The organism is Shewanella nanhaiensis (assembly GCF_019457885.1).
Taxonomy (GTDB): Bacteria; Pseudomonadota; Gammaproteobacteria; order Enterobacterales; family Shewanellaceae; genus Shewanella; species Shewanella nanhaiensis.
Map to the genome: position 1 here is coordinate 20464 of NZ_JAHZST010000021.1, position 23881 is coordinate 44344.

At 44.6% G+C, this 23881-nt stretch carries 24 protein-coding genes; 9 read left to right on the forward strand and 15 right to left on the reverse strand.

Annotated elements, in window-relative coordinates; translation table 11 throughout:
* Positions 1-203: 203 nt before the first annotated feature.
* The gene (locus tag K0625_RS21190) at positions 204-851 is read right to left on the reverse strand and encodes a TetR/AcrR family transcriptional regulator (protein ID WP_220111459.1); all 648 of its coding nucleotides are present in this window, start codon (positions 849-851) and stop codon (positions 204-206) included.
* A gap of 277 nt (positions 852-1128) precedes the next feature.
* On the opposite strand from K0625_RS21190, the gene waaA reads away from it, so the two are divergent.
* Positions 1129-2394, forward strand: coding sequence for a lipid IV(A) 3-deoxy-D-manno-octulosonic acid transferase (gene waaA / locus K0625_RS21195; protein ID WP_220111460.1), 1266 nt, complete (start codon positions 1129-1131; stop codon positions 2392-2394).
* 400 nt (positions 2395-2794) lie between these two features.
* Here waaA and K0625_RS21200 read toward each other — a convergent pair whose 3' ends face one another.
* Together K0625_RS21200 and K0625_RS21205 are read right to left on the reverse strand one after the other, a co-directional pair.
* Positions 2795-3553 carry a 3-deoxy-D-manno-octulosonic acid kinase gene (locus K0625_RS21200; RefSeq protein WP_232847224.1) on the reverse strand — a complete coding sequence of 253 codons (759 nt, stop codon included), beginning with the start codon at positions 3551-3553 and terminating at the stop codon, positions 2795-2797.
* A gap of 136 nt (positions 3554-3689) precedes the next feature.
* Positions 3690-5648 (reverse strand): acyltransferase family protein, encoded by a 1959-nt coding sequence (locus tag K0625_RS21205; RefSeq protein ID WP_220111461.1) that lies wholly within the window; start codon positions 5646-5648, stop codon positions 3690-3692.
* 303 nt (positions 5649-5951) lie between these two features.
* On the opposite strand from K0625_RS21205, the gene K0625_RS21210 reads away from it, so the two are divergent.
* Both K0625_RS21210 and K0625_RS21215 read left to right on the forward strand, forming a co-directional pair.
* A complete protein-coding gene (locus K0625_RS21210) occupies positions 5952-6995 on the forward strand; it encodes a glycosyltransferase family 9 protein (RefSeq protein WP_220111462.1) in 1044 nt (347 codons plus the stop codon).
* A 46-nt stretch (positions 6996-7041) separates the two neighbouring features.
* Positions 7042-7938 (forward strand): polysaccharide pyruvyl transferase family protein, encoded by an 897-nt coding sequence (locus tag K0625_RS21215; protein WP_220111463.1) that lies wholly within the window; start codon positions 7042-7044, stop codon positions 7936-7938.
* Here K0625_RS21215 and K0625_RS21220 read toward each other — a convergent pair.
* Positions 7910-8758, reverse strand: coding sequence for a glycosyltransferase family 2 protein (locus K0625_RS21220; protein ID WP_220111464.1), 849 nt, complete (start codon positions 8756-8758; stop codon positions 7910-7912). The genes K0625_RS21215 and K0625_RS21220 overlap by 29 nt on opposite strands.
* 321 nt (positions 8759-9079) lie before the next feature.
* Between K0625_RS21220 and K0625_RS21225 the strand changes: the two genes are divergently transcribed.
* Positions 9080-9835 (forward strand): glycosyltransferase, encoded by a 756-nt coding sequence (locus K0625_RS21225; RefSeq protein ID WP_220111465.1) that lies wholly within the window; start codon positions 9080-9082, stop codon positions 9833-9835.
* A 58-nt stretch (positions 9836-9893) separates the two neighbouring features.
* Here the strand turns inward: K0625_RS21225 and K0625_RS21230 are convergent, their stop codons facing one another.
* A complete protein-coding gene (locus K0625_RS21230; RefSeq protein WP_220111466.1) occupies positions 9894-10652 on the reverse strand; it encodes a glycosyltransferase family 2 protein in 759 nt (252 codons plus the stop codon).
* A gap of 123 nt (positions 10653-10775) precedes the next feature.
* Here K0625_RS21230 and K0625_RS21235 point away from each other — a divergent pair, with 123 nt between their 5' ends.
* From K0625_RS21235 to K0625_RS21245, 3 genes are all read left to right on the forward strand, one after another.
* Positions 10776-11522: a glycosyltransferase family 25 protein gene (locus K0625_RS21235; protein ID WP_220111467.1), complete on the forward strand. Its 747-nt coding sequence runs from the start codon at positions 10776-10778 to the stop codon at positions 11520-11522.
* A gap of 109 nt (positions 11523-11631) precedes the next feature.
* A complete protein-coding gene (gene coaD, locus K0625_RS21240) occupies positions 11632-12108 on the forward strand; it encodes a pantetheine-phosphate adenylyltransferase (protein ID WP_012322726.1) in 477 nt (158 codons plus the stop codon).
* A 12-nt stretch (positions 12109-12120) separates the two neighbouring features.
* Positions 12121-13626, forward strand: coding sequence for a capsule assembly Wzi family protein (locus tag K0625_RS21245; protein WP_220111468.1), 1506 nt, complete (start codon positions 12121-12123; stop codon positions 13624-13626).
* Positions 13627-13864: 238 nt separating this feature from the next.
* On the opposite strand, the gene mutM is transcribed toward K0625_RS21245, so the two are convergent.
* Positions 13865-14680, reverse strand: a complete 816-nt coding sequence (gene mutM, locus K0625_RS21250) for a bifunctional DNA-formamidopyrimidine glycosylase/DNA-(apurinic or apyrimidinic site) lyase (RefSeq protein WP_220111469.1) — start codon at positions 14678-14680, stop codon at positions 13865-13867.
* A 41-nt stretch (positions 14681-14721) separates the two neighbouring features.
* Positions 14722-15210, reverse strand: coding sequence for a hypothetical protein (locus K0625_RS21255; RefSeq protein ID WP_220111470.1), 489 nt, complete (start codon positions 15208-15210; stop codon positions 14722-14724).
* A 473-nt stretch (positions 15211-15683) separates the two neighbouring features.
* Between K0625_RS21255 and K0625_RS21260 the strand changes: the two genes are divergently transcribed.
* Together K0625_RS21260 and K0625_RS21265 are read left to right on the forward strand one after the other, a co-directional pair.
* A complete protein-coding gene (locus K0625_RS21260) occupies positions 15684-16445 on the forward strand; it encodes a hypothetical protein (protein WP_220111471.1) in 762 nt (253 codons plus the stop codon).
* A 204-nt stretch (positions 16446-16649) separates the two neighbouring features.
* Positions 16650-17219 (forward strand): HD-GYP domain-containing protein, encoded by a 570-nt coding sequence (locus tag K0625_RS21265; protein WP_220111472.1) that lies wholly within the window; start codon positions 16650-16652, stop codon positions 17217-17219.
* A gap of 160 nt (positions 17220-17379) precedes the next feature.
* Here the strand turns inward: K0625_RS21265 and K0625_RS21270 are convergent, their stop codons facing one another.
* From K0625_RS21270 to K0625_RS21305, 8 genes are all read right to left on the reverse strand, one after another.
* Positions 17380-17682, reverse strand: a complete 303-nt coding sequence (locus K0625_RS21270; protein ID WP_220111473.1) for a type II toxin-antitoxin system RelE/ParE family toxin — start codon at positions 17680-17682, stop codon at positions 17380-17382.
* Complete coding sequence (locus K0625_RS21275; protein ID WP_220111474.1) at positions 17679-17921, reverse strand: type II toxin-antitoxin system ParD family antitoxin; 243 nt, start codon at positions 17919-17921, stop codon at positions 17679-17681. The genes K0625_RS21270 and K0625_RS21275 overlap by 4 nt, the downstream gene beginning before the upstream one ends.
* Before the next feature lie 318 nt (positions 17922-18239).
* Positions 18240-18629, reverse strand: a complete 390-nt coding sequence (locus K0625_RS21280) for a hypothetical protein (RefSeq protein ID WP_220111475.1) — start codon at positions 18627-18629, stop codon at positions 18240-18242.
* Positions 18630-18637: 8 nt separating this feature from the next.
* Positions 18638-19162 carry a hypothetical protein gene (locus K0625_RS21285; protein WP_220111476.1) on the reverse strand — a complete coding sequence of 175 codons (525 nt, stop codon included), beginning with the start codon at positions 19160-19162 and terminating at the stop codon, positions 18638-18640.
* Between the two features lie 582 nt (positions 19163-19744).
* Positions 19745-20731: a GTP 3',8-cyclase MoaA gene (moaA, locus tag K0625_RS21290; RefSeq protein ID WP_220111477.1), complete on the reverse strand. Its 987-nt coding sequence runs from the start codon at positions 20729-20731 to the stop codon at positions 19745-19747.
* Positions 20732-20752: 21 nt separating this feature from the next.
* Positions 20753-22567, reverse strand: a complete 1815-nt coding sequence (locus tag K0625_RS21295) for a bifunctional molybdopterin-guanine dinucleotide biosynthesis adaptor protein MobB/molybdopterin molybdotransferase MoeA (protein ID WP_220111478.1) — start codon at positions 22565-22567, stop codon at positions 20753-20755.
* 14 nt (positions 22568-22581) lie between these two features.
* Positions 22582-23172 carry a molybdenum cofactor guanylyltransferase MobA gene (gene mobA, locus K0625_RS21300; RefSeq protein WP_220111479.1) on the reverse strand — a complete coding sequence of 197 codons (591 nt, stop codon included), beginning with the start codon at positions 23170-23172 and terminating at the stop codon, positions 22582-22584.
* A complete protein-coding gene (locus K0625_RS21305; protein WP_220111480.1) occupies positions 23156-23881 on the reverse strand; it encodes an ABC transporter ATP-binding protein in 726 nt (241 codons plus the stop codon). Before K0625_RS21305 ends, mobA begins: the two co-directional genes overlap by 17 nt.

Genomic DNA, 23881 nt, shown 5'->3' on the forward strand with positions numbered 1-23881 from the left:
CACAGCCTTTTTTTACTGGTAAGAGCTAGATTATATAGTTTAGTGCAAGGGGCTTTTTCACATTAAAAAAACTAATCAGTAACAATTGGTGCTAGCAGCAGGGTAGAGCCGCTTCTTAGGAGTTGATTGTGGAAGATATTTTAGGGTTATAGAGAGATATTTGCTCCACCAAATTAGGTCTGGTGGAGCATGGCCTGTAGCCTTTACTCGACGGGCGCCGCCGCTAACTCTCGGTAGTGTTGTTCCAGTCTGACAAATGTCGTACGAGATTCTGATGTCGAGTAGGCCTTAGATATCATCAGTATTCTGAGTAAGCCTTCATAGAGAGATGACTTAGTGATCTCCATCTGACTCGAGTGAGTCTGTTTATAGCCAATCCAAAAACACACTATCATACGTATGGTTTCGGCAAGGTGTGGGATCTCCTCCTCATCGATAGCGATAACACCATCTTGATTGAGTTTGCTTAACACATGGCTGCAGCGAGTAAGAACTTGCTGTTGAGTGATGAGGTAGAGAGATTTAAGCTCCTCATCACGACTTAAGATGTCCGTTAAATTGGCGTACATAAAACGGAACTCCCACATGGCATAGAACATGGCATCGAAGTAACCGATAAGTAGATCTATGGTGGCGGGCTCACCTTCGTAAGGCTGAAAGCTTGTCTCTAGATGTGCTTGATACAAGCTAAAGATGGAGCGAATGATGTCCTCTTTATTACGGAAGTGATAATAGAGGTTACCTGGGCTGATCCCTAAGTGGGCGGCGATATGGTTAGTGGTGATATTGCGTTCACCTTTCTCATTAAATAGCTCTAGGCTGGCGTAGATTATTTTATCGCGGGTTTTCATTTTCGTCCTAATTGAATCTATGTTAAGTGTTATTCACAGGTCGATTGATACTGGCCCATCATAGTCCTGATCTTTGAAGAGTGAAGATACCCAAATTGTTCGAGAGGTATACTATCACTGACAGAATTCATCAGGCAAAACTGATTTAAGTTAAATTTAATATTCTTGAGAATAAGCTGCGACAATTCGAGAACCGCTCTGTCAATTATCGCTATTTTAGTCGCTTGTGTTAGCATTGCCCTTTGTGCCGTTAGCACCTACTTAAGTGTCAAACTCCATGAACCGTTTCTTATATTCAATACTGCTTTATCTCCTGCTACCTCTGCTTGTGCTCTACTTGGCGTTTAGAGCCATAAAAAGCCCAGGTTATCGAGGTCGTTGGGGGGAGAGATTTGGGCTGGCCAAACTAAAACAGAGCGATCTCTTGATTCACTCCGTCTCAATGGGGGAAACATTAGCGGCTATCCCTTTGATAAAAGCGGTTCAACAGCAGTATCCACAGATGTCGATCACAGTGACCACAACTAGCCCGACAGGTTCTGCTGAGGTGGTCAAAGCCTTGGGAACGAGCGTGCAACATTGCTATCTGCCCTTTGATATCTCTATGTGCGTGAAACGTTTTCTTAAACAGGTCTCACCTAAGCAGATCATCATTATGGAGACTGAGCTTTGGCCAAACTTAGTCGATCAAGCCTCAAAGCTTGGGGTGAAAATCATGTTAGCCAATGCCAGGTTGTCACAAAAGTCGGCCGATCAATATCAACAGCGGATCAGCCTGAGTCAGCCTATGCTGCAAAGCTTAGATATGATTGCGGCGCAATCTCAGCAAGCAGCCGAGCGATTTGTCGCTCTAGGTGTTAGCCCTGATAAAGTTAAAGTCTGTGGCAGTTTAAAGTTTGATCTTACCATTCCTGCAGAAAAGCTTGTTCAAGCTAAAGCACTGCGTGAGCTGTGGCGTGATGATAATGCCCATATATGGGTTGCTGGCAGTGTTCATCCTGGCGAGTTTGACGCTATGTTAAAAGTCCATAAATATCTACTGAATGATCATCCTGATGCCTTACTCATCATGGTTCCTCGTCACCCTGAGCAGTTTAATGCTGCAGCGGAGCAGATCCTTGCATCGGGTCTGAGTTTGGCTCGCCGAAGTCAACAAGATGAGGTGAGCGCGACGACCCAAGTACTACTCGGTGACAGCATGGGAGAACTTCTCACCTTCTATGGCGCGGCAGATCAAGCTTTTGTGGGGGGGACCTTAATTGATAATGGTGGCCACAACCCACTGGAGCCTGCTGCATTGGGTTTACCTGTCTATGTGGGGCCAAACCATTGGGACTTTGCCGAGATCACAGGCTTGCTTAATGACGCTGGTGCATTAAAGGTGATCGACAATGGCGAAGAGTTGGCGACTGAACTGCTGGCTAAGTTTCATGATAAGCCAACTTACCAAGCCGCCAGTGAAGCCGGTTTACGGGTTGTGGATGCCAACAAAGGTGCCCTAAAACAGCAGTTTGAACTTGCTTGCACCTTGATTGATGCTTAAATCTATCTCTGTCTTTTAGTTAGAAGGGCGGGCTTCGCCCTGCGAGGACGGCACTATGTGCCTGCGAGGTCGTTCGCAAGCTCACTGCGAGAACGCTGCGCTACGAGTGGCGAGTGAAAAATCGTTATTTTTATCCTATTTCCCTATATTTTAGTCTTTGTTCCTCTCCGTGGTCTTCGTGGTAAATTGATTTTTTGGGTGTTGGAATTAGAGGATGGGCTTCGCCCTGCGAGGACGGCACAATGTGCCTGCGAGGTCGTTCGCTGGCTCACTGCTAGAACGCTGCGCTACGAGTAAAAATATAGAGGTTGGGAGTTAATGGTATTTAGCAAATACACCAAATACCAAACCTGCACAATGAATCCAGAAAGAGGCCTGAAACTCGCTATCTGATAAGTGACTAACCTTTTGAGTAACCTGCCATCAAGGCTTGCCAGTTTTCTTGAGTAAAGTGCAGTGTGCTGAGGATCCCTTTCTCCTTATTGAAGGAGCGCTCTAGTCTCTCTAAGTTGGCGGTTTGCCACTTAGTAGAGGGATTGCGGATCTCACCTCTGTCAAAATCGATAAGATAGAATTGATCTTCAGTGATGAGAATATTCTTGGCATTAAGATCGGCGTGATAGACACCGCGCTGGTGGAACTGAGCAATACAGCTACCCAGTTGCTGCCATTGGCTGTCTGACATAGAGGACTTGCTTAATTTAGCGACTAGATCTTGTGCACCTTCGACACGCTCGATAATGATATCGGCGCGGTAGTGCAGACCATGTCGCTCAACATTGGCCGCTACAGGTTTAGGCACGGGAAAACCTTCATTATAGAGCCGTACAAGCAGAGCTAGTTCGGCAAACGCACGAGTCTTGTTAAGCCCTGTGTATAGGTAACTATCCTTACTCAACTTCTCCATTAGCCCACCACGGTAGTAGTGACGCAGTACCCACTGGTTATCATCCCCTACACTCAGGTCTGGTTTCACAAACCAGGTGGTGTAGCGCCCTTTTGATGAACCCGTTATCGCCGATTTTTGTTGCCAATACTCCATGGTAAACCAGTTGCTGGAGATGGTATCTGGTGTGGGGTGACAAAAAGCGATCGCTCCTTGAGGAGATATGATTATCTGCATCTCGGTTGTCGCTGTCACAGGTAAGGCTGTCGGCATAGGGAGTTGGCTTTTATGGTTAAAGTTAAAGTTAGCAAGCTAGCCCTATTCTACAGTAACTTAGATACTGAGTTAATCATCCTTACCGAGATTTTATGTTTGAGAGCTAAAGCCCTTATTAGGGCTCTATATTGAGCTATTTACTATAGCGTTCAATCTGTGTTTGTTGAGAGTTTGCTTTTGCGAGCTGCTCGAACGTATAGCCTGGCTTGGCTGAAAGGCGCTTTATCAGTTGTGGAACTATGATCTGCTTGGCTATCAGCCGTGATCCAGCTTGTGTTAAATGACCGTAATCGAATACTAAGAGTTGCTGCTTATCTGTCTTAGCCAAACAGGTCATCTCCTTGTCGATGCAGAGGCTGTCTACCAGTGAGATAAAGGTTATATCTTCATCTTGGGTTTGAACATCAAGCTTATCGTCGCTAATTAAAATCGAGTTATCTAACGCTTGATCGGTAATGTATTGCCCCTTTTCCTGCCAATGCCGCTCTGCAATCACATAAGGAAGTGACGGACGCCATTGAGGAACAGGGCCAATTAGTACTGTCTCTTTTGCTCCCAGCTGCGCCAGCTTAGCCTCAATCTGTTTCCAATCGGTATCTTGGTGATGGTTAGCCTGAGCAATGATAACGATGTCTGGTTTAACTCTGCTTATCGTTTCAAGTGCTATTTGGTTAGAGGCGTTGCAAGCTTGGGCTAAGCTTGACTGATCATCACTTTGTTTAAGACTAGGTTTGCAGCCCGAAGAGGCGACTTGATAAAAGTTGACTGTATCGGGGAGAGTTTCTCTTAATCCCAGTGAGAGAGCTTGGGCATGAGAATCGCCCCAAAGCATTATACCGCCTGTACCGTGATCTGAGTGGTTACAGCTTGTGGCTATTTTGGCTTCCCCGGTACTTTTTAGTGAGTGATAGGCATTGCATTGATCTAGGTAGGCTCCCTGCAGAGGAAAGTGTTCATATTTCTCCAAGAACTTGGCTTGAGCTGTTGTGCTATATGGCCGTATCTCAGAGGTGATTCCATGGAGCTGATAGATCGTGATACCAGCGACTAAAGTGATGGTAAATAACCACTTGGGTGCTAGTAGTTGAGTGGGCAGATACCTTGTTATTTTACCTTGCTCTATTAGGTTGTAAGATAGCCAGCCTAAAATGAGCGAAGCTAAAATTCCCATTAAGACAAAACCACTATTTTGCATGTAACCCATCTGGTATAGATAGATACAAACAGGCCAATGCCAAAGGTAGATTGAGTAAGAGCTACTTCCAAGTTTTTGCATTATCACATTATTAGTGAAGAGCGATTCTTGTCGATTAGCGATAATAATCATCGAGGCGCCAAACACTGGGAGCAAGGTGAGATAGCTTGGCCAAGCATTATTGGAAGAGATAAATAGATAGCTTAGTAAGATCATCGCCATGCCTGATACTTCAACAGGCTTACTTAACTGAGGTGATAATTTTAAGGGGTAGAGGAATAGCAAGCCGCCAAACAGGAGCTCCCAAGCTCTGAAAGGAAGATGAAAGAAGGCTTTTTCAGGTAGATGGCTAGACATATATAAACCAAATATAAAGCTAACAAGCGTCAGTGATACTAAGCAGAGTTTTATTGCATCGACACTTAACCTCTTTCTCAACCCTAATATCAGCAGTGGGTATAACATATAGAACTGCCATTCAAGAGAGAGTGACCAGGTATGCAGTAGCCATTTTTCAGTTGCCGATGCGGTGAAATAGCCGGTTTCGTTGGCGTAGATGAAATTCGAAACAAAGGTGATACTGCTTGCTGCATATTTCGCCAAGTCTCGATAATCTGAAGTTGAAAAGTTAATCCAACCAAATATCAATAAGCTGATACAGAGTATCGCCAGAGGTGGTAGGATCCTTTTTGCCCTTGAAGAGTAAAAGCTGCTTAAAGTAAATCTGTTTTGTTTGATGCCATTAAAGATAATGGAGGTCATCAAGTAGCCAGAGATAACAAAAAAAACATCTACGCCGGCAAAACCGCCAGGTAGCAGGTTTGCATCGAAGTGAAAGAGGAGGACGGCAATAATTGCCACAGCCCTTAGGCCATTAATGTCTTTTCTGAATAGCATGCTTATCGCCCGAAAAAACGATGATTATCTATAGGGATAAAAACGAGTCAATATCAGATTTAACTTTCTTGCTATATATGTTTCAAGTGTATGTTTTTACATATTTTAAATAATGTTTTGCGTATGTTTTTGTAGTGTCTAGGTTGTTACTTCTGTGTCTTTGGGGTTGCGGGTTTGTTTGCCGCGTTCGCGGGTAAGAGATGTGATTAGGGGCTTTCAGCTAGCGTTTTTCGCTTTAAGTTTGGAACCTCATCCAATCTCATTTAAACTCCCTTGGTGACTCCTTTAAAAGCATCTCTCCCTATGAGCCTAAACTTAAATAGCATTACCTCCTTGTGTTTACTTCGCCTCTCAGCAATTGGCGATGTGTGTCATGCCGTGGCTATGGTGCAAGCGATACAGAAGCAATACCCCAACCTCAAGATCACTTGGGTGATAGGTAAAGTTGAGTATCAGCTGCTTAAGCATCTGCCTGGAGTGGAGTTTGTTATTTTCGACAAATCTCAGGGGTGGAGAAGTTACTTTAATTTGAGAAAAGCGTTAGAAGGGCAGAGATTTGATGTCTTGCTGCATATGCAAGTTGCGCTGCGAGCGACGATTGCATCATTGGCTATCTCGGCTAAAACTCGTATCGGTTTCGATCGCGCCCGCGCAAAAGAGGGCCAGTGGTTAGTCACAAACCATAGAGTGGATGCGATAGCCTCTCCCCATGTCCTTGAGGGCTTTATGGGGTTTGCTAAAACCTTAGGTGTGACGGATTTTACTCCACAATGGAATATCCCAGTTCCCGAGGCTGATACAGCTTTTGCTAAGCAGTTACTGCCAGATGAAGAGAGGAGCTTAGTGATCTGTGCTGCTGCCAGTAAAGCTGAGCGTAACTGGTTACCAGAGCGCTATGCGGCCGTCGCAGAACATGCCATCGCTAAAGGTTACCGGGTGATCTTGTGTGGTGGGCCTACTGAGTTAGAGCAAACTTTGGCGCAACAGATTGTGAGTCATTGTAGACAACCACTGGAAAATCAAGTGGGTAAGACTTCGCTTACTCAGTTATTGGCGGTATTAAAGCAAGCTTCAATCGTATTGGCTCCTGATACAGGCCCCGCTCATATGGCCGTAACACAGGGCACGCCAGTTATCGGGCTTTATGCCCACTCCAATCCAGGGCGTACTGGACCCTATACGAGTCTTGAACATGTGGTGAGTGTGTATGACGAGGCGATAGCGACTCAACATAGTCAGTCAGTTGTTTGGGGAACACGAGCCAAAGGTGAGCACCTGATGGAGATGATTGAGGTCGCCCCTGTTCTGTCTGTGTTTGATGGCTTAGCCCATGAATTCGATAAATAAGTCTCTATAGTAAATTAATCATAAGTTTTATCTTGAAGGTGTATTGATGCAAGAGTTGAAAAGGGTTCTGGCTGAGCTGTCAGAGCAAGAGTTCGTGTTTATCCCCAATCCAGGCAATGCCGGAGATTCTTTGATCAATGCTGCTAGTTTTCAGTTTCTAGATGATATGAAGCTTAGCTACAAGGTTATATCTCCTCGAGAAATTAAGCAGGCTTTGAAAAAAGGGCGCTCGATTGTAGATACGTTTAATCTTAAAGATAAAGTGGTTGTGCTTGGCGGTGGTGGTGGATTTACCGAACATTACCCCTACTCCAATGCCTTAGTTAGTGCTCTTGATAGGCAAGTTAGCCAATTGATTTTGCTCCCTTGTACCATAGAGGGATACCAGGAAACCTTAAGCGGGCTGAGCGATAGTGTGACTGTTTTTTGCCGTGAAAAGGTGAGCTTTGAGTATCTTAATCGCGTCTGTAATGGGCCGACAATATACCTGAGCCATGACATGGTATTTGCTGCTGACTTTACACGTATTATGGCGGTAAAATCCTCTCTTTCATCTATTCGAAATCGTATTAAAGCGGCTAAAAGCCGTGCTCAAGTCGCCGATTATATTAAGCGTAATGGCAAGGTTAAGCTGAATGCTCTGCGGTTAGATGAGGAGCGCAGTGATATCGAGGTGCCAGCTGAGAACATGGATATGTCGGCACTATTTTCGTTGGGGACAAAAACCAAAGCCACCAACTTCTATGCCGCTCAGGAGTTCTTGTCACACTTAGATAAGTTTGAACAGGTCGTGACCAACCGGCTGCATGTGTGCATCGCGTCAACCCTGCTAGGCAAGCAAGTTACCTTCCTTGATAACTCCTATTTTAAAAATCGTGCCGTGTTTGAACGCTCAATGGGTGAGTTTAACAATATTAAGCTAGTGAGTGAGTTACCAAACTAGCATCAAATTCATCAGTTTGGGGTAATTCGACTGTTATAAATTCGTTTATCCCTAGCGGACACCAGCGGGCCCTATTGATTTTGATATCTTCAAAAATAGCTCTATTGACCTCTAGCAGGGCTTTAGGGCTTTCGTCATGGTAGATATGAAAAGCGATTCCTGCATATTTTAGGCGCTTTCTTTTGATGCCACTGTTGATCATACGCAGGGCGAACTCCTTATCTTCAGGCCCCCAACCTTCAAACTGTGTATTAAAGCCGTTGACGGTTAGTACATCTGCTTTCCAGAAAGCCAAATTACACCCGTGGATCCCCTCAACACTGTTTGTTTGTGTCTTGCTCATCAGGCTAGGTTGCCAAGCGAGCCTAAGCGCATTCTCACGCCCGCGAGATAAACCTCGACTAAATAGTGTTAGCGCCTTAGGAGATTTGAGCTGCTTTTGGCTTAACTGAGGTGAGAGCTTGACTCGTTTACCAGTAATGAAGAAGCCTTTCTCTGCATGCTTAAGGTGATCTGCAATAAACTTGTGGTGCAGGATCATATCGCCATCGATCATGATTATGTAGTCCATCTTAGCGACAGAGATAGCCTTATTTCGGCTACGGGATAATCTAAAACCATTGTCCTCCTGCCAGCTATGGACTATTGGAATGGAGGAGCGACCTTGGTAGTGGCGAATCACCTCTTTCGTCTCTTGGGTAGAGCCGTCATCGGCAATAATGATCTCATCGGGAGTGACAGATTGTGACATGACGCTCTCAAGTACTCGAGCTAACGCTTCGGGCCAGTTATAAGTGGTAATGATGAGTGATGAGGTCATGATGCTTTCCAATCTTGAACATAACGAAAAAGAGTGAGTATTTTATACACTCATTTTTCTCTGGTTAAGAGCTGAAAGCCAGTTATCATGGGCTTTTTGTGACCTTGTGCATACGCTTGTTTTTTGTTTGATCTTTTTGTTGTCTTGGTGTGTTTTTTTGATTTTTAGTCTGTGTGAGTTGTTTTTTTGTATCGGGCAATTTAACAGCATAGTTACAGCTGTTTTATTTGCTTAAGTGTGTTTCTTAGTTGTTTTCAACGTTGCTAGTGTGTGCTTTTTTGGTAGACTATCCTCATATTTTCTATTTTGTGAGTTAGGTAAGTGGATCATCCAAACGTTTCATTCGTACTGACTAGTTGTAATCGCTTTGATCTGCTCGAAGAGACCTTAATCAGTTTCTTTAAGTTTAATACTTACCCGATCGCGCAATATGTGATTATTGAAGATAGCCACAATCGGGATAAGCTCGATAGAGTGCTAGCTAAATTTCCCGATATCGATTTCACTGTACTTAACAATGAGCCGCAATTAGGCCAGATGAAGAGTATCGATAGGGCTTATTCAGTGGTCACTTCCGAGTATATTTTCCACTGTGAAGATGATTGGGAGTTTTACCGTGAGGGCTTTATTGAGGAGTCATTTAAAGTTCTCAATGCCGATGAGAAGGTGGTGACCATCTGGCTTAGAGAGCAAGATGATACCAATGAGCATCCGGTAGAGCCTGAGATCTTCTATTGTGGTGAAGACCAATCTACCCCCTACCAGATAATGAAGCGCAACCATAGACGCCGAGAGCGTTCAAGCCTATGGCATGGTTTCACCTTTAATCCAGGTTTAAGAAGGCTCAAGGATTATCAGCTATTCGCACCTATCGGTGAGCTGGGTGGTGAGCTGAATATGAGTGAGCTTTATCATGATAAAGGCTTTAAAGCAGCAATATTTCCTAAAGGCTCAGTGCGCCATATCGGCGATCATCGCGGCATTAGATATAAGGTTGGTCAAAGCCAACTGGCTAAGGATTTTTCCGTTGGCTTTAAAAGAGTTAAAGCCAAGGTGTGTCATATCTTGGGAATATAATAGCGGTTAGTCGCTTGCGCTATATACAGTGTATAGCGCTATCTTTATCGCATTAAGCCTATTTATTCTCTTTTAACTGATGGTGTTCATACAGCTTAGCTTCTTTGATAAAAGCGTAATAGGCATCCATAACCGCTAAGATAAAACCGCGTCTTCCAGAGAATATTTTCCGTTGAATGAAATACTCTTTGATAAAGATAAGCGGAAAAACCGTAATCAATTTCAAGTTGGAAAACTTCTTCCCTTTTGCAAACTTCTCATCGGCTTTTAAGCCAGAATAACTGTTGTTTTTGCTGGTGATAGCTTCAATCGAGCAATAGCCAAAGTGATCAAAGGTTTCATTGATAAAGATCTCCTTGCCATCCACCGTTGCGCTTTCATGGGCTAAGCGAGAGTCATCGAAGAAAGACTTTGAGCGCTTATAAAACCTATGGTTATTAGGTTTCTTACTCCAAGACGATAGCGGTTTATCGATAAAGATATCGTTGCGCCAAAAGCGAACGCTGTCCGCTTTATCTTGCTCCATAATGGTCTTAAACGCTTCGATTAAACTGGTGTTTATCGCTTCATCGCCATCTAGGTTCAGTACCCACTCGTGTGAGCAGAGGGACATAGCGTACTGCTTCTGTTTGGCGTAGCCCTGCCAAGGATGGGAGTAGATTTTAGCGCCATAACGCTCGGCTATCGCCAAAGTACCATCAGTACTCCCTGAGTCGACCAATATCACCTCATCCAAAAGAGAGACACTTTGTAGTGTTTTCTCAATATGCTTCTCTTCATTCTTGGTGATGATAAATACGCTAATAGGCAGTTTCATAATGGCTTCGTTAAGGCAAATTAATTGAACAGGATTCTAACATCAAATAGGGAAATTTTATGAAATAAAATAGCTGCATGTTATTATCCTCGCCAAATGTGTTTCTACTCTTTCGATGGTCCAATGAAATTTAATGTAATGGTGATTAATCTCGATTCCAGCACCGACAGGTGGGAGTCTATGACTAAACAGTGTGAACCTTTAGGCATCACGCCTGAAAGAGTTTCAGCTGTGCGTGGCAGCCTGCTCAGTGAGAAAGAGAAGAGTGATGTTTACCAGCTTTCGGCCAACCTTTCTAAGTATGACAAGATACTCAACGATGGTGAAATTGGCTGTTACATGAGCCACATTCGCTGCTGGGAGCAGATAGTCGAGCAGGAGTTAGATTTTGCTTTGGTGCTGGAAGATGACGCCATATTAACCGATGACATTGTTAAGTATGTTGAGAAGTTAGCGCCTAGCAGTGCCGATTGGGATTACATTAAGCTTTCCCATGGTAGTAAGGTTAAGTCTGCCGTTGACTCCATGGATCTTGGTGACGGCTTAACGTTAAGAAAGGAGCTAAAGCTGCCCTCAACCACCACTGGACAGCTTATTTCGTTTGCAGGAGCGAAGAAACTTTTAGCACACGCCTACCCAATCACTAGACCGATAGATATGGATATTCAGTATTGGTTTGAGAAGTCGCTTCGCTGCTTTGTGGTTGCGCCTTTTCCTATCTTAAATGGCGACTTTGGTAGTGAGATCAATAAAACTGACGATAGACGTTTCGTTAAAAAGAGACCGATTCGACGGGTACTGCAAAAAATACGCTATGAAGTATTACTCTTGTGCAGCCGTCATAAGTTACCTGATTTCCCTAAGTTATAGTGTTGAGCCGTATGTGGACAATTCACATGCAAAAATAAACCAAGTAAGATGTGTGTCTGACTCATCTGTCGTTCCAATGGATGTTGGAATCATCACCGGATAGAAAATAGTGCATAAACGAGCAATATATCCAGGGACTTTTGATCCCGTAACTAACGGACACGCTGACCTTATCGAAAGGGCGGCTAAACTTTTCCAGCATGTTGTGATCGGCATTGCGGCGAATCCCTCTAAGCAACCCAGGTTTACTCTTGATGAGCGAGTTCAGCTACTAAAGCTAGTGACCGCGCATCTTGATAATGTCGAAGTGGTGGGATTTAGTGGTCTGTTAGTGGATTTTGCTAAAGATCAGCAAGCGAGTGTGCTTGTGCGAGGATTACGGGCTGTATCTGATTTCGAATATGAATTTCAGTTGGCCAATATGAATCGTCGTTTAGATCCTGATCTCGAAAGCGTCTTTTTAACACCGTCGGAAGAAAACTCATTTATCTCCTCAACGTTAGTGAAAGAGGTGGCATTGCACGGTGGGGATGTTAGCCAATTTGTTCACCCGGAAGTGAGTAAAGCACTTCTTAGCAAAGGATAGCCGTTAATTTTTATGTTGAAATCTTATAGCGCCAAGCTGATCACAGCTTTTCTGTTTAGTATCTCTCTACTGTCGTCATCGTTTACTGTGATGTCAGCTCCTTGGGTTGATGTGTCTGATATCTACCTAAGGGCAGATATCCAGGCGTTGGCCGATGAAGGCGTGATCACTGTGCCTGTTAATACTTATCCGCTGATGTGGTCTGGTATTGCGGTTGATCTGAACAAAGTTGAGCCATCGACCTTGACGCCTGCATTAGCGAAAGCGTTTGCTCGAGTGAATTTTTACTATCGCAACGCCGTTGGTAACAAAGGCAATACACGGATTAAGGCCGCTGCTGCAACAGATCCTGCTCGTTTCCAGCATTTTGGTTCTGATTATCGCGAGAAAGGGGAACTGCAGGTTTCCCATGAATACCTTGGTGAGCGCTTCGCTTACAAGATTGCCGCATCGGCCAACTATGACGCGACAGATGATAAAGAGTTTCGTCTCGATGACTCCTACTTAGCGATGGCGCTCGGTAACTGGATGTTTACCGCCGGTGCCATTGAGCAGTGGTGGGGTCCAGGTTTCGATTCCGCCATGCACAGATCAAACAATGCGCGCCCTTTGCCATCTGTGATGGTGACTCGCAACAATGCTGCTGCTTTTGAAACCCCTTGGCTCTCTTGGTTAGGTCCTTGGACGTTAACAGCAGGTGTGAGCCGTCTAGAGGAGGAGCGTGCTATTGCCAACCCTCTACTGTGGAACTTTCGCAGTTCGCTTCGCCCCTTCAGGCAACTAGAGATTGGTTTTTCCTGGGCAACCCAGTTCTGTGGCGAGGGTGAGGAGTGTTCGTTTAAGAGCGCACTAAAATCGATAACTGGTCAACGTGATTGTCGTGCTGAAAATGTCGGCGAAATTGGCTGTAGTAGTTACGGTAATCAGATGGCGGGTTATGATGTTCGCTTTAGCGATACTTGGTTTAATGTGCCTTTTGGCATCTATTACGAGAAGACTTGCGAAGATGCTAACGGTTCAGCACCTTGGGATATCGTCGATTGTGGTCACGCAGCGGGTCTAGATACACGTTTTAACTCAGACAGTGCGCAGTACAGACTGTTTTTTGAATATACAGATACTATGGTTGCTTGTGGTGCCGATGACAATGTTTTCAACTGTATGTATGAGCACAGTGAGTACAGAAGTGGCTCACGTTATTATGGTAAAACCTATGGCAGCACCTATGAAAGTGATGCCATCGTTTATGCGCTGGGGTTAATCGGTCAGTTTGAAAATAGCAAAGGGCTCACCTCTATTGTGAGATATGCTCAGCTTAATAAAGATGGTTCAAGCCCAAGCCATGGTTGGGCGCCACAACCGCCTAAAGAAGATCTGTTAATGTTGGAGCTGAGCTACCGTATGCCTATCTGGCAGGGGATGATGAGTGTCGGCGGCACAGTGTCTCAATCTGAGTTTGAGGTTGAAGATAAAAAGACAGATGCGACTCTATTTGGCACCTACGAGTATCGTTTTTAGAAGAAGGTTTGAGTGACTGGTTTGGAGTTTCGAGTTCAAGCTAAAGTCAAAGCTTAAAAGCTGGATACTGAAACAGGTTCAGCATGACGAGAAAACCTTAGGGTTTTCTCGTTTTTATTTTTAAGCTATTAACTCGCTACTCGCTACTCGCTACTCGCTACTCGCTACTCGCTACTCGCTACTCGCTACTCGCTACTCGCTACTCGCAGTGAGCTTGCGAACGTCCTAGATTCTCTCTTTATCTCGTTTGGCACAAGCCACAGAATACGGTGGCTCTCTGGCCTAGCTTAATCTCACTGAGCAGGTTACCACACTGAGTACAGCTCTCTCCTCCACGGCCATAAACGTGAAGTTTCTGAGCGAAGTAGCCCGGCTTGCCTTCGGCGTTGGTAAAGTCTTTTAGGGTGGTTCCTCCCTGTTTAATCGCATTGGCTAAGATCTGTTTCACCTCTGAAACTAAGATAATCAAGCGCTCTTGATCTACCTTACCCGCTTCCATTTGAGGATGTATCCCCGCTGCGAATAGAGCCTCGTTAGCGTAGATATTACCCACACCAACCACGATATGGTTATCCATCAGGCAGAGTTTTATCGCTTTTTTCTTCCCTTTCAACGACTCAAACAGATAGCTAGGGTTGAATGCGTTTGTTAATGGCTCGGGCCCAAGTTTAGACAGTAGGGGGTGTGCATCAATGGGCAGCTCATACCATAACCAGGCACCGAAACGCCTCGGGTCGTTAAAACGTAATATCTTGCCACTGGCTAAGCTCAAATCGATATGATCGTGCTTCTCTACCGGAGTGAGCGCTGTCACTACTCTTAAACTGCCGGACATTCCTAGATGGACAATTGTCGTACCTGCGTCGGTATCAATAAGTAGATATTTGGCGCGGCGATGCACACTACGTATGGTTTGACCGACAATCTGCTGCGCTAAATCAGGGACGGGCCAACGCAAGCTGGCGTTACGTACGGTAAGGCCTGTGACCTCTTGGTCAATCAGATAGGGTGAGACCCCCTGACGGGTGACCTCAACTTCCGGAAGTTCTGGCATATTAACTCTCTTGTTTAGCTCTCTTATATTAGCTTTCTTGTTTAATTGCTTGTCGCGTCATTTACGGGAGCCGCCGATATCTTAGTGATAGGTGTTAAGGCTTCTCTTAAGCTAGGTGGGATCTGGTACCAGTTCTTGGCTGGAGAGACCAGTAAACCATGGGCTTGATACCAGAGCCAAGCTTGCCCTTGACTATTGTTGGCTATCAGAATCGTCACATTGATGGGAGTATCAAGGCTCTCCTGTTTAACTAAGGCTTGTTGATCTGCCACAGGTGAGAGTTGTATCTCGCTCCATGCTGTAGCCCAGGTTTTACAGTTGAGCACATCTTCATGGCACTGCCACAGGTTGCCCCTGCTTAACCAAAATTCATCGAGCTGCAACTGAGCTAGTGGCGCTTTGTCGTCAAACAGAGGCGCAGCATCCGATGGTAACTGGGCAGTACGATCATCGAGCAGAGTGAGTATGGCGATCATCGATGCCGTAGCAAAGATAAGAATGTTATTCCATTTTTTACGTGAAAGAGCCATGGCGTGTTAATTCAGTTGCTTATCTAATATTGGGTGTTTAGTCAGTGTATCCACAAGTTAGGCTGTCTTCAAATGAAGACTTATTACATTTATTCTTTTTGGGTCTGGCCTATATTGGTATTTGCTTAAGTGTCTGAAGCCTATCGCTTCATTGCTTTTTAGCGCCTCTCAGCGGGGGATATGCAGATGCCTCTGCGAACCGCCGCGAGTACATCCTTGTGGGCTCTATCAAAACTCCATGTTTTGGAAGCTCGCAGTTGCATCTACATTGGGGGATTTACAAGAAGGCTCTCTGCTACTTTCTGTGTTCTCTGTGTTGTATAGATTTTATTTCTCTCTTTAATAAGGCAAATTCTTCCTAGGAATACTAGTGAATGATTGGAGTTGAAAGCTATGTTATAAAGTCATTCTGACCTCACTTATTTCGATGATGATTATAGTGAAGGTGTGATTTTTTGCCTACAAGGAAGTATATGTACCTAACAGAGAAGCAAATACAATATGGGTTTTATTATTATTTCCCTGATGATGAGCGCCTTAAAAGTGTTGTTGAAGTTGCTGAGTATAATGGTGAAAAAGAACTAGCAATAAACTGTACTCAGTTAAATGAAAAATATAAGCCGAAGGAAAAAAAGAGAATCCTAAACGAATGGATTGAGTTTTTAAATGAGCAGCCAGATGCTTTCACAAAACTGGGCTTTAGAACAAGGATGCCTCAAGAATTGTTCGAGGCTGTATGCCAACAAAAAAATCTTGTTGACCTTGATATAAAGTGGGGGGCTTACTCTGATTTGTCTCCCATAACAAACTTAAAGAATTTAGAACTTTTGCATATAGGATCTGGTGCCGCTGTTGAATCAGTAGTGCCAATAAGTGAACTATCTTTTTTAAAAGGTTTGTATGTTGAAAACTTTAAAAAAGTTCAAGACTATTCTTCTTTTACAAAGCTAGCCCAATTAGAAAGCTTAACTATTTGTGGTGATGTCATGGGTCCTCAGTATATTAAAATCGATAAAATTGATTTCCTAAGAGATATGACTCAGCTTCGTCATTTTAGGTTCCTTACTGTGCGCTTAGTGAGTGGTGACTATAGCCCTGTTCTAGATCTTGTTAACCTTGAGAGCCTATCTCTTAGAAGCCATAAAGATGTAAAAAAGATATACAGCGATTTGGTGGAGCTTCCAAAATTAAAGTGGGGTTTCTTGAAAGAGCGCCCAGAGATCTATTTAAAGTAGAGGAGAGCATAAAAGGTTCCAACAAAAGCTTTAAGTTAAGACAAGTGTAAAAATTATTATCATTATTGACCTGAGAAGATTCAGAATGACTTAGCGATAGGTAGAAGATTGATAATCTAGAATAGAGCCGTTATGTTACTGATTAATATGGTTGCCCAAATAGATTGAAATATATAAGCTATTTTGTAGATACAGGGTACAAAAATGACAGATATTGCTCTTCTGGAAAAGATTACCTATGCACTGGATACCGCATTACACGTGCGAGATGAATATACACACTCTCACTCAAATAGGGTTATTGGTATCGCTATGGAGCTGGGAGAGAAATTTAATCTGAGTTCTGTGGAATTAAGTATTCTGAAAGTCTGTGCGCGTTTCCATGATATTGGCAAGATTGGCATCCCTGATAATATCCTCTTAAAACCTGGCAAACTTACTGATAATGAGTTCGAGGTTATCAAAACACATACACAGATAGGCGCAGCTATTATCAGCAAGATCAATTTGCCGAATATTGATGTTTTTGCGGATATTATTCTTTATCACCATGAGTGGTTTGATGGTTCAGGTTATCCAACTGGACTAGTAGCCCATGATATTCCGTTGTGCTCACGGATTCTAGCCGTTGTGGATAGTTACGATGCTATGACTTCACGACGTAGTTATCGTGACATTCTACCAGTTGAACAGGCTATTAAAATTATAAAAAGTGAGACTGGTCAGCATTTTGACCCAGAGGTCGCAGAAGTATTCTTAAAATCGATTACCTAACACAAAGTTAGGACGGAACGACATGCCTATAAGTTCGTTCGCAAGCTCATCGCTAGAGCTAAGCAAAAGATGTCTTTGATCCTCCCCGTGGTAAATTGCTTTTTATTTGGTGTTTAGAGTGTGAGCTTCGCTCTGCGAGTGAAAAGCTTGTATAAAGATATTATGGCGTGAGTAGGTGTGGTTCTACATCCATTCTTTTATGCAGTATACGGATCACGAGGATTTTGGAGTTTGAGCCTGCTTTATAAAATATGATGTGACTACCTATCGGGAATTTTTTATAACCAACTTTAAGTTCATCGCAGTTTTTACCTGCTAGAGGGGAGTTTGAAAGCATATGAAAGGTATCATCAAACTGCTTAATGTAGGTATTTCTCTGCTCTCTTCCCCACTTATTATGGGTGTAGATAGCGATTCTTTTCAGATCAGATTTAGCCGCATTGGTTAACGCAAACGACCTCATTTTCCTAGTTCGCTATCTATCTCTTCAATGAATTGCTCTAAGCTATACTCGGCTATGCCACTCTGTTCACCCTCTGCTAGAAGCCTTTTGAGGGCTTCAGTCTTGGTTTCAGAGTGTTCAAGTAACCGCAGACCTGCACGAATAACCTCACTTGCAGAGCCATATCGACCTGTCGTCACTTGACTGGAAATGAAGCCATCAAAGTGCTCACCCAACGTCACGCTAGTATTTTTAGCCATAAATCACCTTATGAATACCAATATATACCTAATATTGGTACAGGAGACATAACAAAGCAAGAGATAAGGGGAAGAGGATTACGGGCTTCGCCCTGCGAGGACGTTCGCAGGCTCACTGTGAGAACGCTGCGCTGCTAGTTAAAAGTCAAGAGCAAGAGATATCTCACCACGGAGCGCTGCGCTCCACGGAGATCACGGAGAAAAGCTGGAGGAAGAAATATTGGTGCTTGATCTTCTCCATGGTCTTCGTGCCCTCCGTGTTCTCTGTGATAAATCGCTTTTGGGTGTTGGGAACTTATATTAAGGACTATGTACCAATTAAAGTGGATTTCTACATACAGTTTCAGTGCTGTTAGAGCAATCGATAACAGTAAAGATGCCTTGGGAAACAGATGCACCACTTGAAACATCAACAGCTAACCCGTGACCTTTGAAAGATTCTAATAGTATCTTCCATGATGCTTGAGATACATTTACTGTTTTAAATTCCGTTGAGAACGGGTTCTCTTTATTGTTAAGCATAATTACATTGTCGCTTGTATCATGAAGCTCAGTGAACTTAAGATGTACAACGTTATCCATATCTATAAATGAAAGCATAGCATAAGCCATACTCCCGTCTGCAAGGTTGAACACCAGTGGCCTAGCATTGATTTTTATATTAGAGGTGGAAGTTATCTGTGTCGCTGAATCAAAATATAACTCCATGCTTTCAACTAGACTCTGACTGACGAGAAGACTGTTAAAGTATTGATTGCGGTTTCATTAAATGACGCACCGATAAGTTTATATCCGTTATCTATAACATTTTCAGGTACCTCAATTGAAGATTGTGATATTGCTGTCATGTCATTTTGAAGATCTGCGAAACTTCTAAACGCGTTCAATTCAGTATTCGTTAAATTTACTTGGTAGGCTGTTAGAGTTTCTTCTAGCCAACAGTCTTGAATAAATCCACCTTCACCATCAGGTTCTTTACCATTTGGGTCACATACGGTTTTGGAGTTTTTGTAAACGCTATACTTGTTTATTTTATAGTTATCGATGTTCATCACATTAATAAATACAGTTTCTCGATGTATTGCACTGTCTCTTGCTGCTTGAGTAAATTGTGATTCTGTCACGCAGGTTTCACATTCAATATGAAAGCTTTGGAGAGCTTCTAGGTGAGTATTATTAGCTAATGTAGCGGTTGAAAAATGAGCTGCTGATAATATCAATAGTGTGGACAGTAACTTCATCTAAATTCCTTTTTATAGATATACTTCTCTTGTTTGTCGAAGCTTCTCACGCGCGCCCAAGAAAACGCAATGGACAAACAGATTTCGTCACAAACTGTAACAAAATCAACATGAAATAGGAGTCGGTTCACCTAAACCGAAGAGATACTTATGCAGGATCCTGAATCAGGTGTAGATGCGGCAGTGAGCTTCGATGACATGGATGTCATCGTAGAGACTACAGGGATTGTACTTGCGTCGTCTCAATGAAGTATCTGCACATCAGCCCACAGCAAGTGATAGATTCCAATACCGTCATGGTGTTCGGGTATCAACAAACACCAAACCTGCCCAATGAATCCAACCAAGAAGATACTTAAAACTTATTATCCGACAAGTTCTCTAATGCCGTGTCACAGAAGTGTTCGCACTAAAGGTCGCTCCTTGGCATCCTGCCACTGCGACATTGGCGCATCCTTGCATGGCACCCACAGCAGGTGATAGGCAGCATTGAAGCTATGGTTACCAACAAACCATCAAAAATAAAACCTGCCCGATGAACCCAAACAAAAAGATATTTGTAACTTGCTATCGGGCAAGTTATTAACCCCCTGTTGTGTTCATAAACCGCAATATCTGCACATCCCCCTCATCCCCAAACACATGCTCTTTCGGTTTACGCTTAATTGCCTCTAAAATCGCTGTTTTTAACCGCTCAATATCGCCGGGAAACTCACGCACGATCGCTTTGAGATCTACCGAGTGTTCGTTGCCTAAACAGAGGAGTAGGCGACCTTCAACCGTAACGCGCACTCGATTGCACTCATGGCAGAAGTTATTGCTGTGGGGGGAGATAAAGCCGACATGGATTGAGCTGCCTGGCATCGTATAGTAGCGGGCGGGGCCGCCGGTGCGTTTGTCTGATACTGTGAGCGGGTAGCGCTGTGAGATGATAGCTTTAACCTCTTCACTGCTGCAGTGGCGGCTTTTCTTGCGCTCATCGATCACGCCTAAAGGCATCTCTTCGATAAATGCAATATCTAGCTCTCGACCACGACAGAACTCGATAAGGTCGAGTACTTCATCATCATTTTGTCCACGAAGGATCACCGCGTTGATCTTGATGCGCTTAAAGCCTGCGGCCTTGGCGGCATCTATCCCTTGGATCACCCGCTCAAGCTTGCCATTGCGGGTCAGATCGGTGAAAAGCTCTGGTTTGAGGGTATCGAGACTGATGTTTAATCTCGCTAGACCTGAGCCTCGCATCTTCTGGGCAAATTTGGTGAGTCTGGAGCCGTTGGTGGTCATAGAGAGCTCAGTGAGTCCTGGAAGCTCGCCTAAGAGCTTCACTAACCGATCGCAGTCGGTGCGAACCAGTGGCTCTCCACCAGTTAAACGGATCTTTTTAACGCCTAGCTCGGTAAAGGCTTGGCCTACCCAAGCTAGCTCTTCGAGGCTTAGTACCTGATCTCGTTCGAGAAAACAGGGATCTTCACCCATGCAGTAAACACAGCGAAAATCGCATCTATCGGTAACAGAGAGACGCAGGTATTCCACCTTTCGTCCGAAGGTGTCGACAATTAAACTCATATTAGAACCCTACGGAGTTACCTACAAAAGGTCGGCAAAAGGTTGAATATAAACGGTATCACCTGGATTTAACTGTTCATCTTGCTCACCGATAACGATGAAACAGTTTCCCTTTACCATTGAGCTCAACATCCCTGAACCTTGTGCACCTGTAGTGGTTACATGCAACTTACCATCTGCCGCTAAGTGAAAAATACCCCGAGTAAATTCGGTGCGTCCGAGACGGCTGCGCATCTTGCAATCGGCAACAGCGGGAACCATGGTCTGGCTCCAGCTTTTCTCACCTGCGAGTTTTCTTAGGGCGGGTTGGACAAATTGCATAAAGGAGACCATAACGGCTACTGGGTTACCCGGTAAGCCGAAGAAGAGGCTGTCACCTATCTGTCCGAAAGCCAAAGGCCTACCTGGACGCATATTGATACGCCAGAAGTTAATCTGCCCCACTTTTTCCAGAGCTAGTTTGATAAAGTCGGCATCACCAACGGAAACGCCGCCTGAGCTGATCACCACATCGGCCTTAACTGCGGCTTGGCTCAGTGCATCTGCTAGTGCCTCTTCTGAGTCATGTATTATGCCTAAATCTATCACCTCACAACCTAGCTTTCTTGCCATCGACTTAATGGTGAAGCGGTTTGAGTCGTAGATGCAGCTCGCCTTGAGCGGCTCACCGGGTTCACACACTTCATCACCTGTTGAGAACACGGCGACTTTAGGACGTCTGAATACGGGTAACTGGCCAAAACCTAGTGAGGCGAGCATACCTTGCTCTGGCGCCTGGAGACGTTTATGGGCTGCAAGCGCTGTCTTGCCTTTGGCAATATCTTCACCTGCCAGCCTGACATGCTGACCTAAGGTGATTTCACCTTGAAAGCTAACGTCATTGCCCTTCTCTGTTGCTAGCTCTTTCATCTGAACGGTATCTGCACCTGCGGGCACTGGTGCGCCTGTCATGATGCGTACGGCTTCACCAGCTTGCAGGGTTCCTGTGTATTGGTGACCCGCCATCACATCAGCGACTAAGGTGTAGCTTTCTAACATGGGCTCAGAATAGTTGAACGCATAACCGTCCATAGCTGAGTTGGTCTGCTGAGGTACATCTACTGGTGAGATGGCATCCTGGGCGAGTACGCGGCCATTGAGTTCATCGAGTTCGACAAGCTTATGCTCGGTCACAGGCTTAACATAGGAGAGTATTTTCTCAATGCCTTGGCTGACTGAAAGTGTTTTGCTGCTATCGAGTTCACAGCCGCACTCTGGTGTTTGTAGAGACTGAGGCGCTAAAGGTAGCTTGCTGGTGGGCTGCCAGTTTTGAGTATATTCGATAACGAAGTCGGCTATCTGGCTTACGTCATTGATATCGAGTCGGCGTAGCTCACTGGGAATGTGTGTGTCGTCACAGCAGGCGATCGCTTGGATATTGCTGTCATGGGTATGAATAAAGGGCTTACCGTGAGCGGCGCGGTGCAGCTCTATCTTAGGCAGCTCAAGCTTTTTAAACCCCTCGACGAGTACGATATCGACGGTGTCTTGTTCAATCTGCTGCAGTAGATGGGGCAGTTCGGGCGCTTCATCGACCTCATCTTCTGTCATCAATGCCCAACGTATATGGGAGGCGACCAACATCTGTCTTGCGCCAGCTTTGCGCATCTCGTAACTGTCTTTACCGGGAATATCCACATCGAAGTTATGGTGAGCATGCTTAATGACGGCGAGTTTTATGCCGCGATTATTTAGCTCAGGAATGAGCTTCTTCAGGAGAGTGGTTTTTCCTGTGCCACTGTAGGCACAAAATCCGAGGACTGGGATCGACAACGGATTGGTAAAGGGAGTAGACATTGATACCTCGAATATTATTTGGCAATTGCCTCAGCAAGTTGTTGTTTTTGTTCTGGCGTATTCACATTAACAAAGGCATTAGGTTGATCTGAAAACTCGGTCACGACACAGTGGTGCTTAGCGTACCAAAAATCTATTTTACGCTCGCCACCATCTAAAAATGCCTTCATGGAGTCGCGTAAACTGGGTTTTAACAGTAGTACGACGGGCTGTTCGCGTTTGCCGTCGCTCGCCACAGCAAGCTCAGCACCTTCACTTTGGATTTTGCTCAGCATACGCTCGACAAGATCTAAAGGTAGGAGCGGGCAATCACAGGGGACCACCAACAGATAATCTGCTTGAGTCTGTCCCATGGCGGTGATCATACCGGCCAATGGTCCCAAGTAGCCTGAGTCTTCATCGCTGAAAACCGGATAACCTAAGTCAGCATAGCGACTTTGGTTACGATTTGCGTTGATCATGATCTCCTTAACTTGAGGTTTTATCCGATCTATCGCATGTTTTATCATCGGCTTGTCTAATAGCTCGACTAAACCTTTGTCGTTCCCACCCATACGTCTGGCCATACCGCCAGCTAAGATGACAGCATCAATTCGCAATGACATATCTTGGTTCCTGTAAACTTGTTTGGGGACTTGTTTTAGTAGCGCAGCTCTCATCGTTAAGCGATGAGCTAATCGTTTGATTTTCAATGCGCCAGCTTTGGTCACATAAACCTGTTAGTGCGCAAGATTGGTGGCTACTGACTAGCATACCTGTACCTAACTGCTGCAGATCTTTGACCATAGCTAACACTAACTCCTGAGAGTAAGTGTCCATGTTGGAGGTCGGCTCATCGAGCATGAGTAACTTTGGTTGCATAATCCAAGCTCTGGCGATAGCCAGACGTTGTCTCTCACCACCGGATAGACTAGAGGCTGCTTGCTTAGTGAGATGACTCAGGCCCGCTTTTTCTATCGCATCATGAGTTCTCTGCTCTATAAGCTGTTTGCTCATGGTGCAAAATGGGTGCGGGTAACGCAGGTTGTACTCGACAGTGCCATCGAACAGGTAGGGGTGTTGATGCAGATAAACCGCCTTGCCCAGCAGAGAGTTGGAACGCCACCAAGGCAGTGGCGCGAAGCCTTGGGTGGTGATTTTACCTTTGCTTGGTGCTACCAAGCCTGCAAGCATCTTCATTAGGGTGGTTTTACCACTGCCGTTATCACCTTGCAGGTGTATGGTTTGACCTTGAGAGAGCTGTACTCTCTCGGCGGCGAAGAGCCTACGCTCACCAAAGCGCATCTCGATATTTTGGGCGATCACTTTTACCAT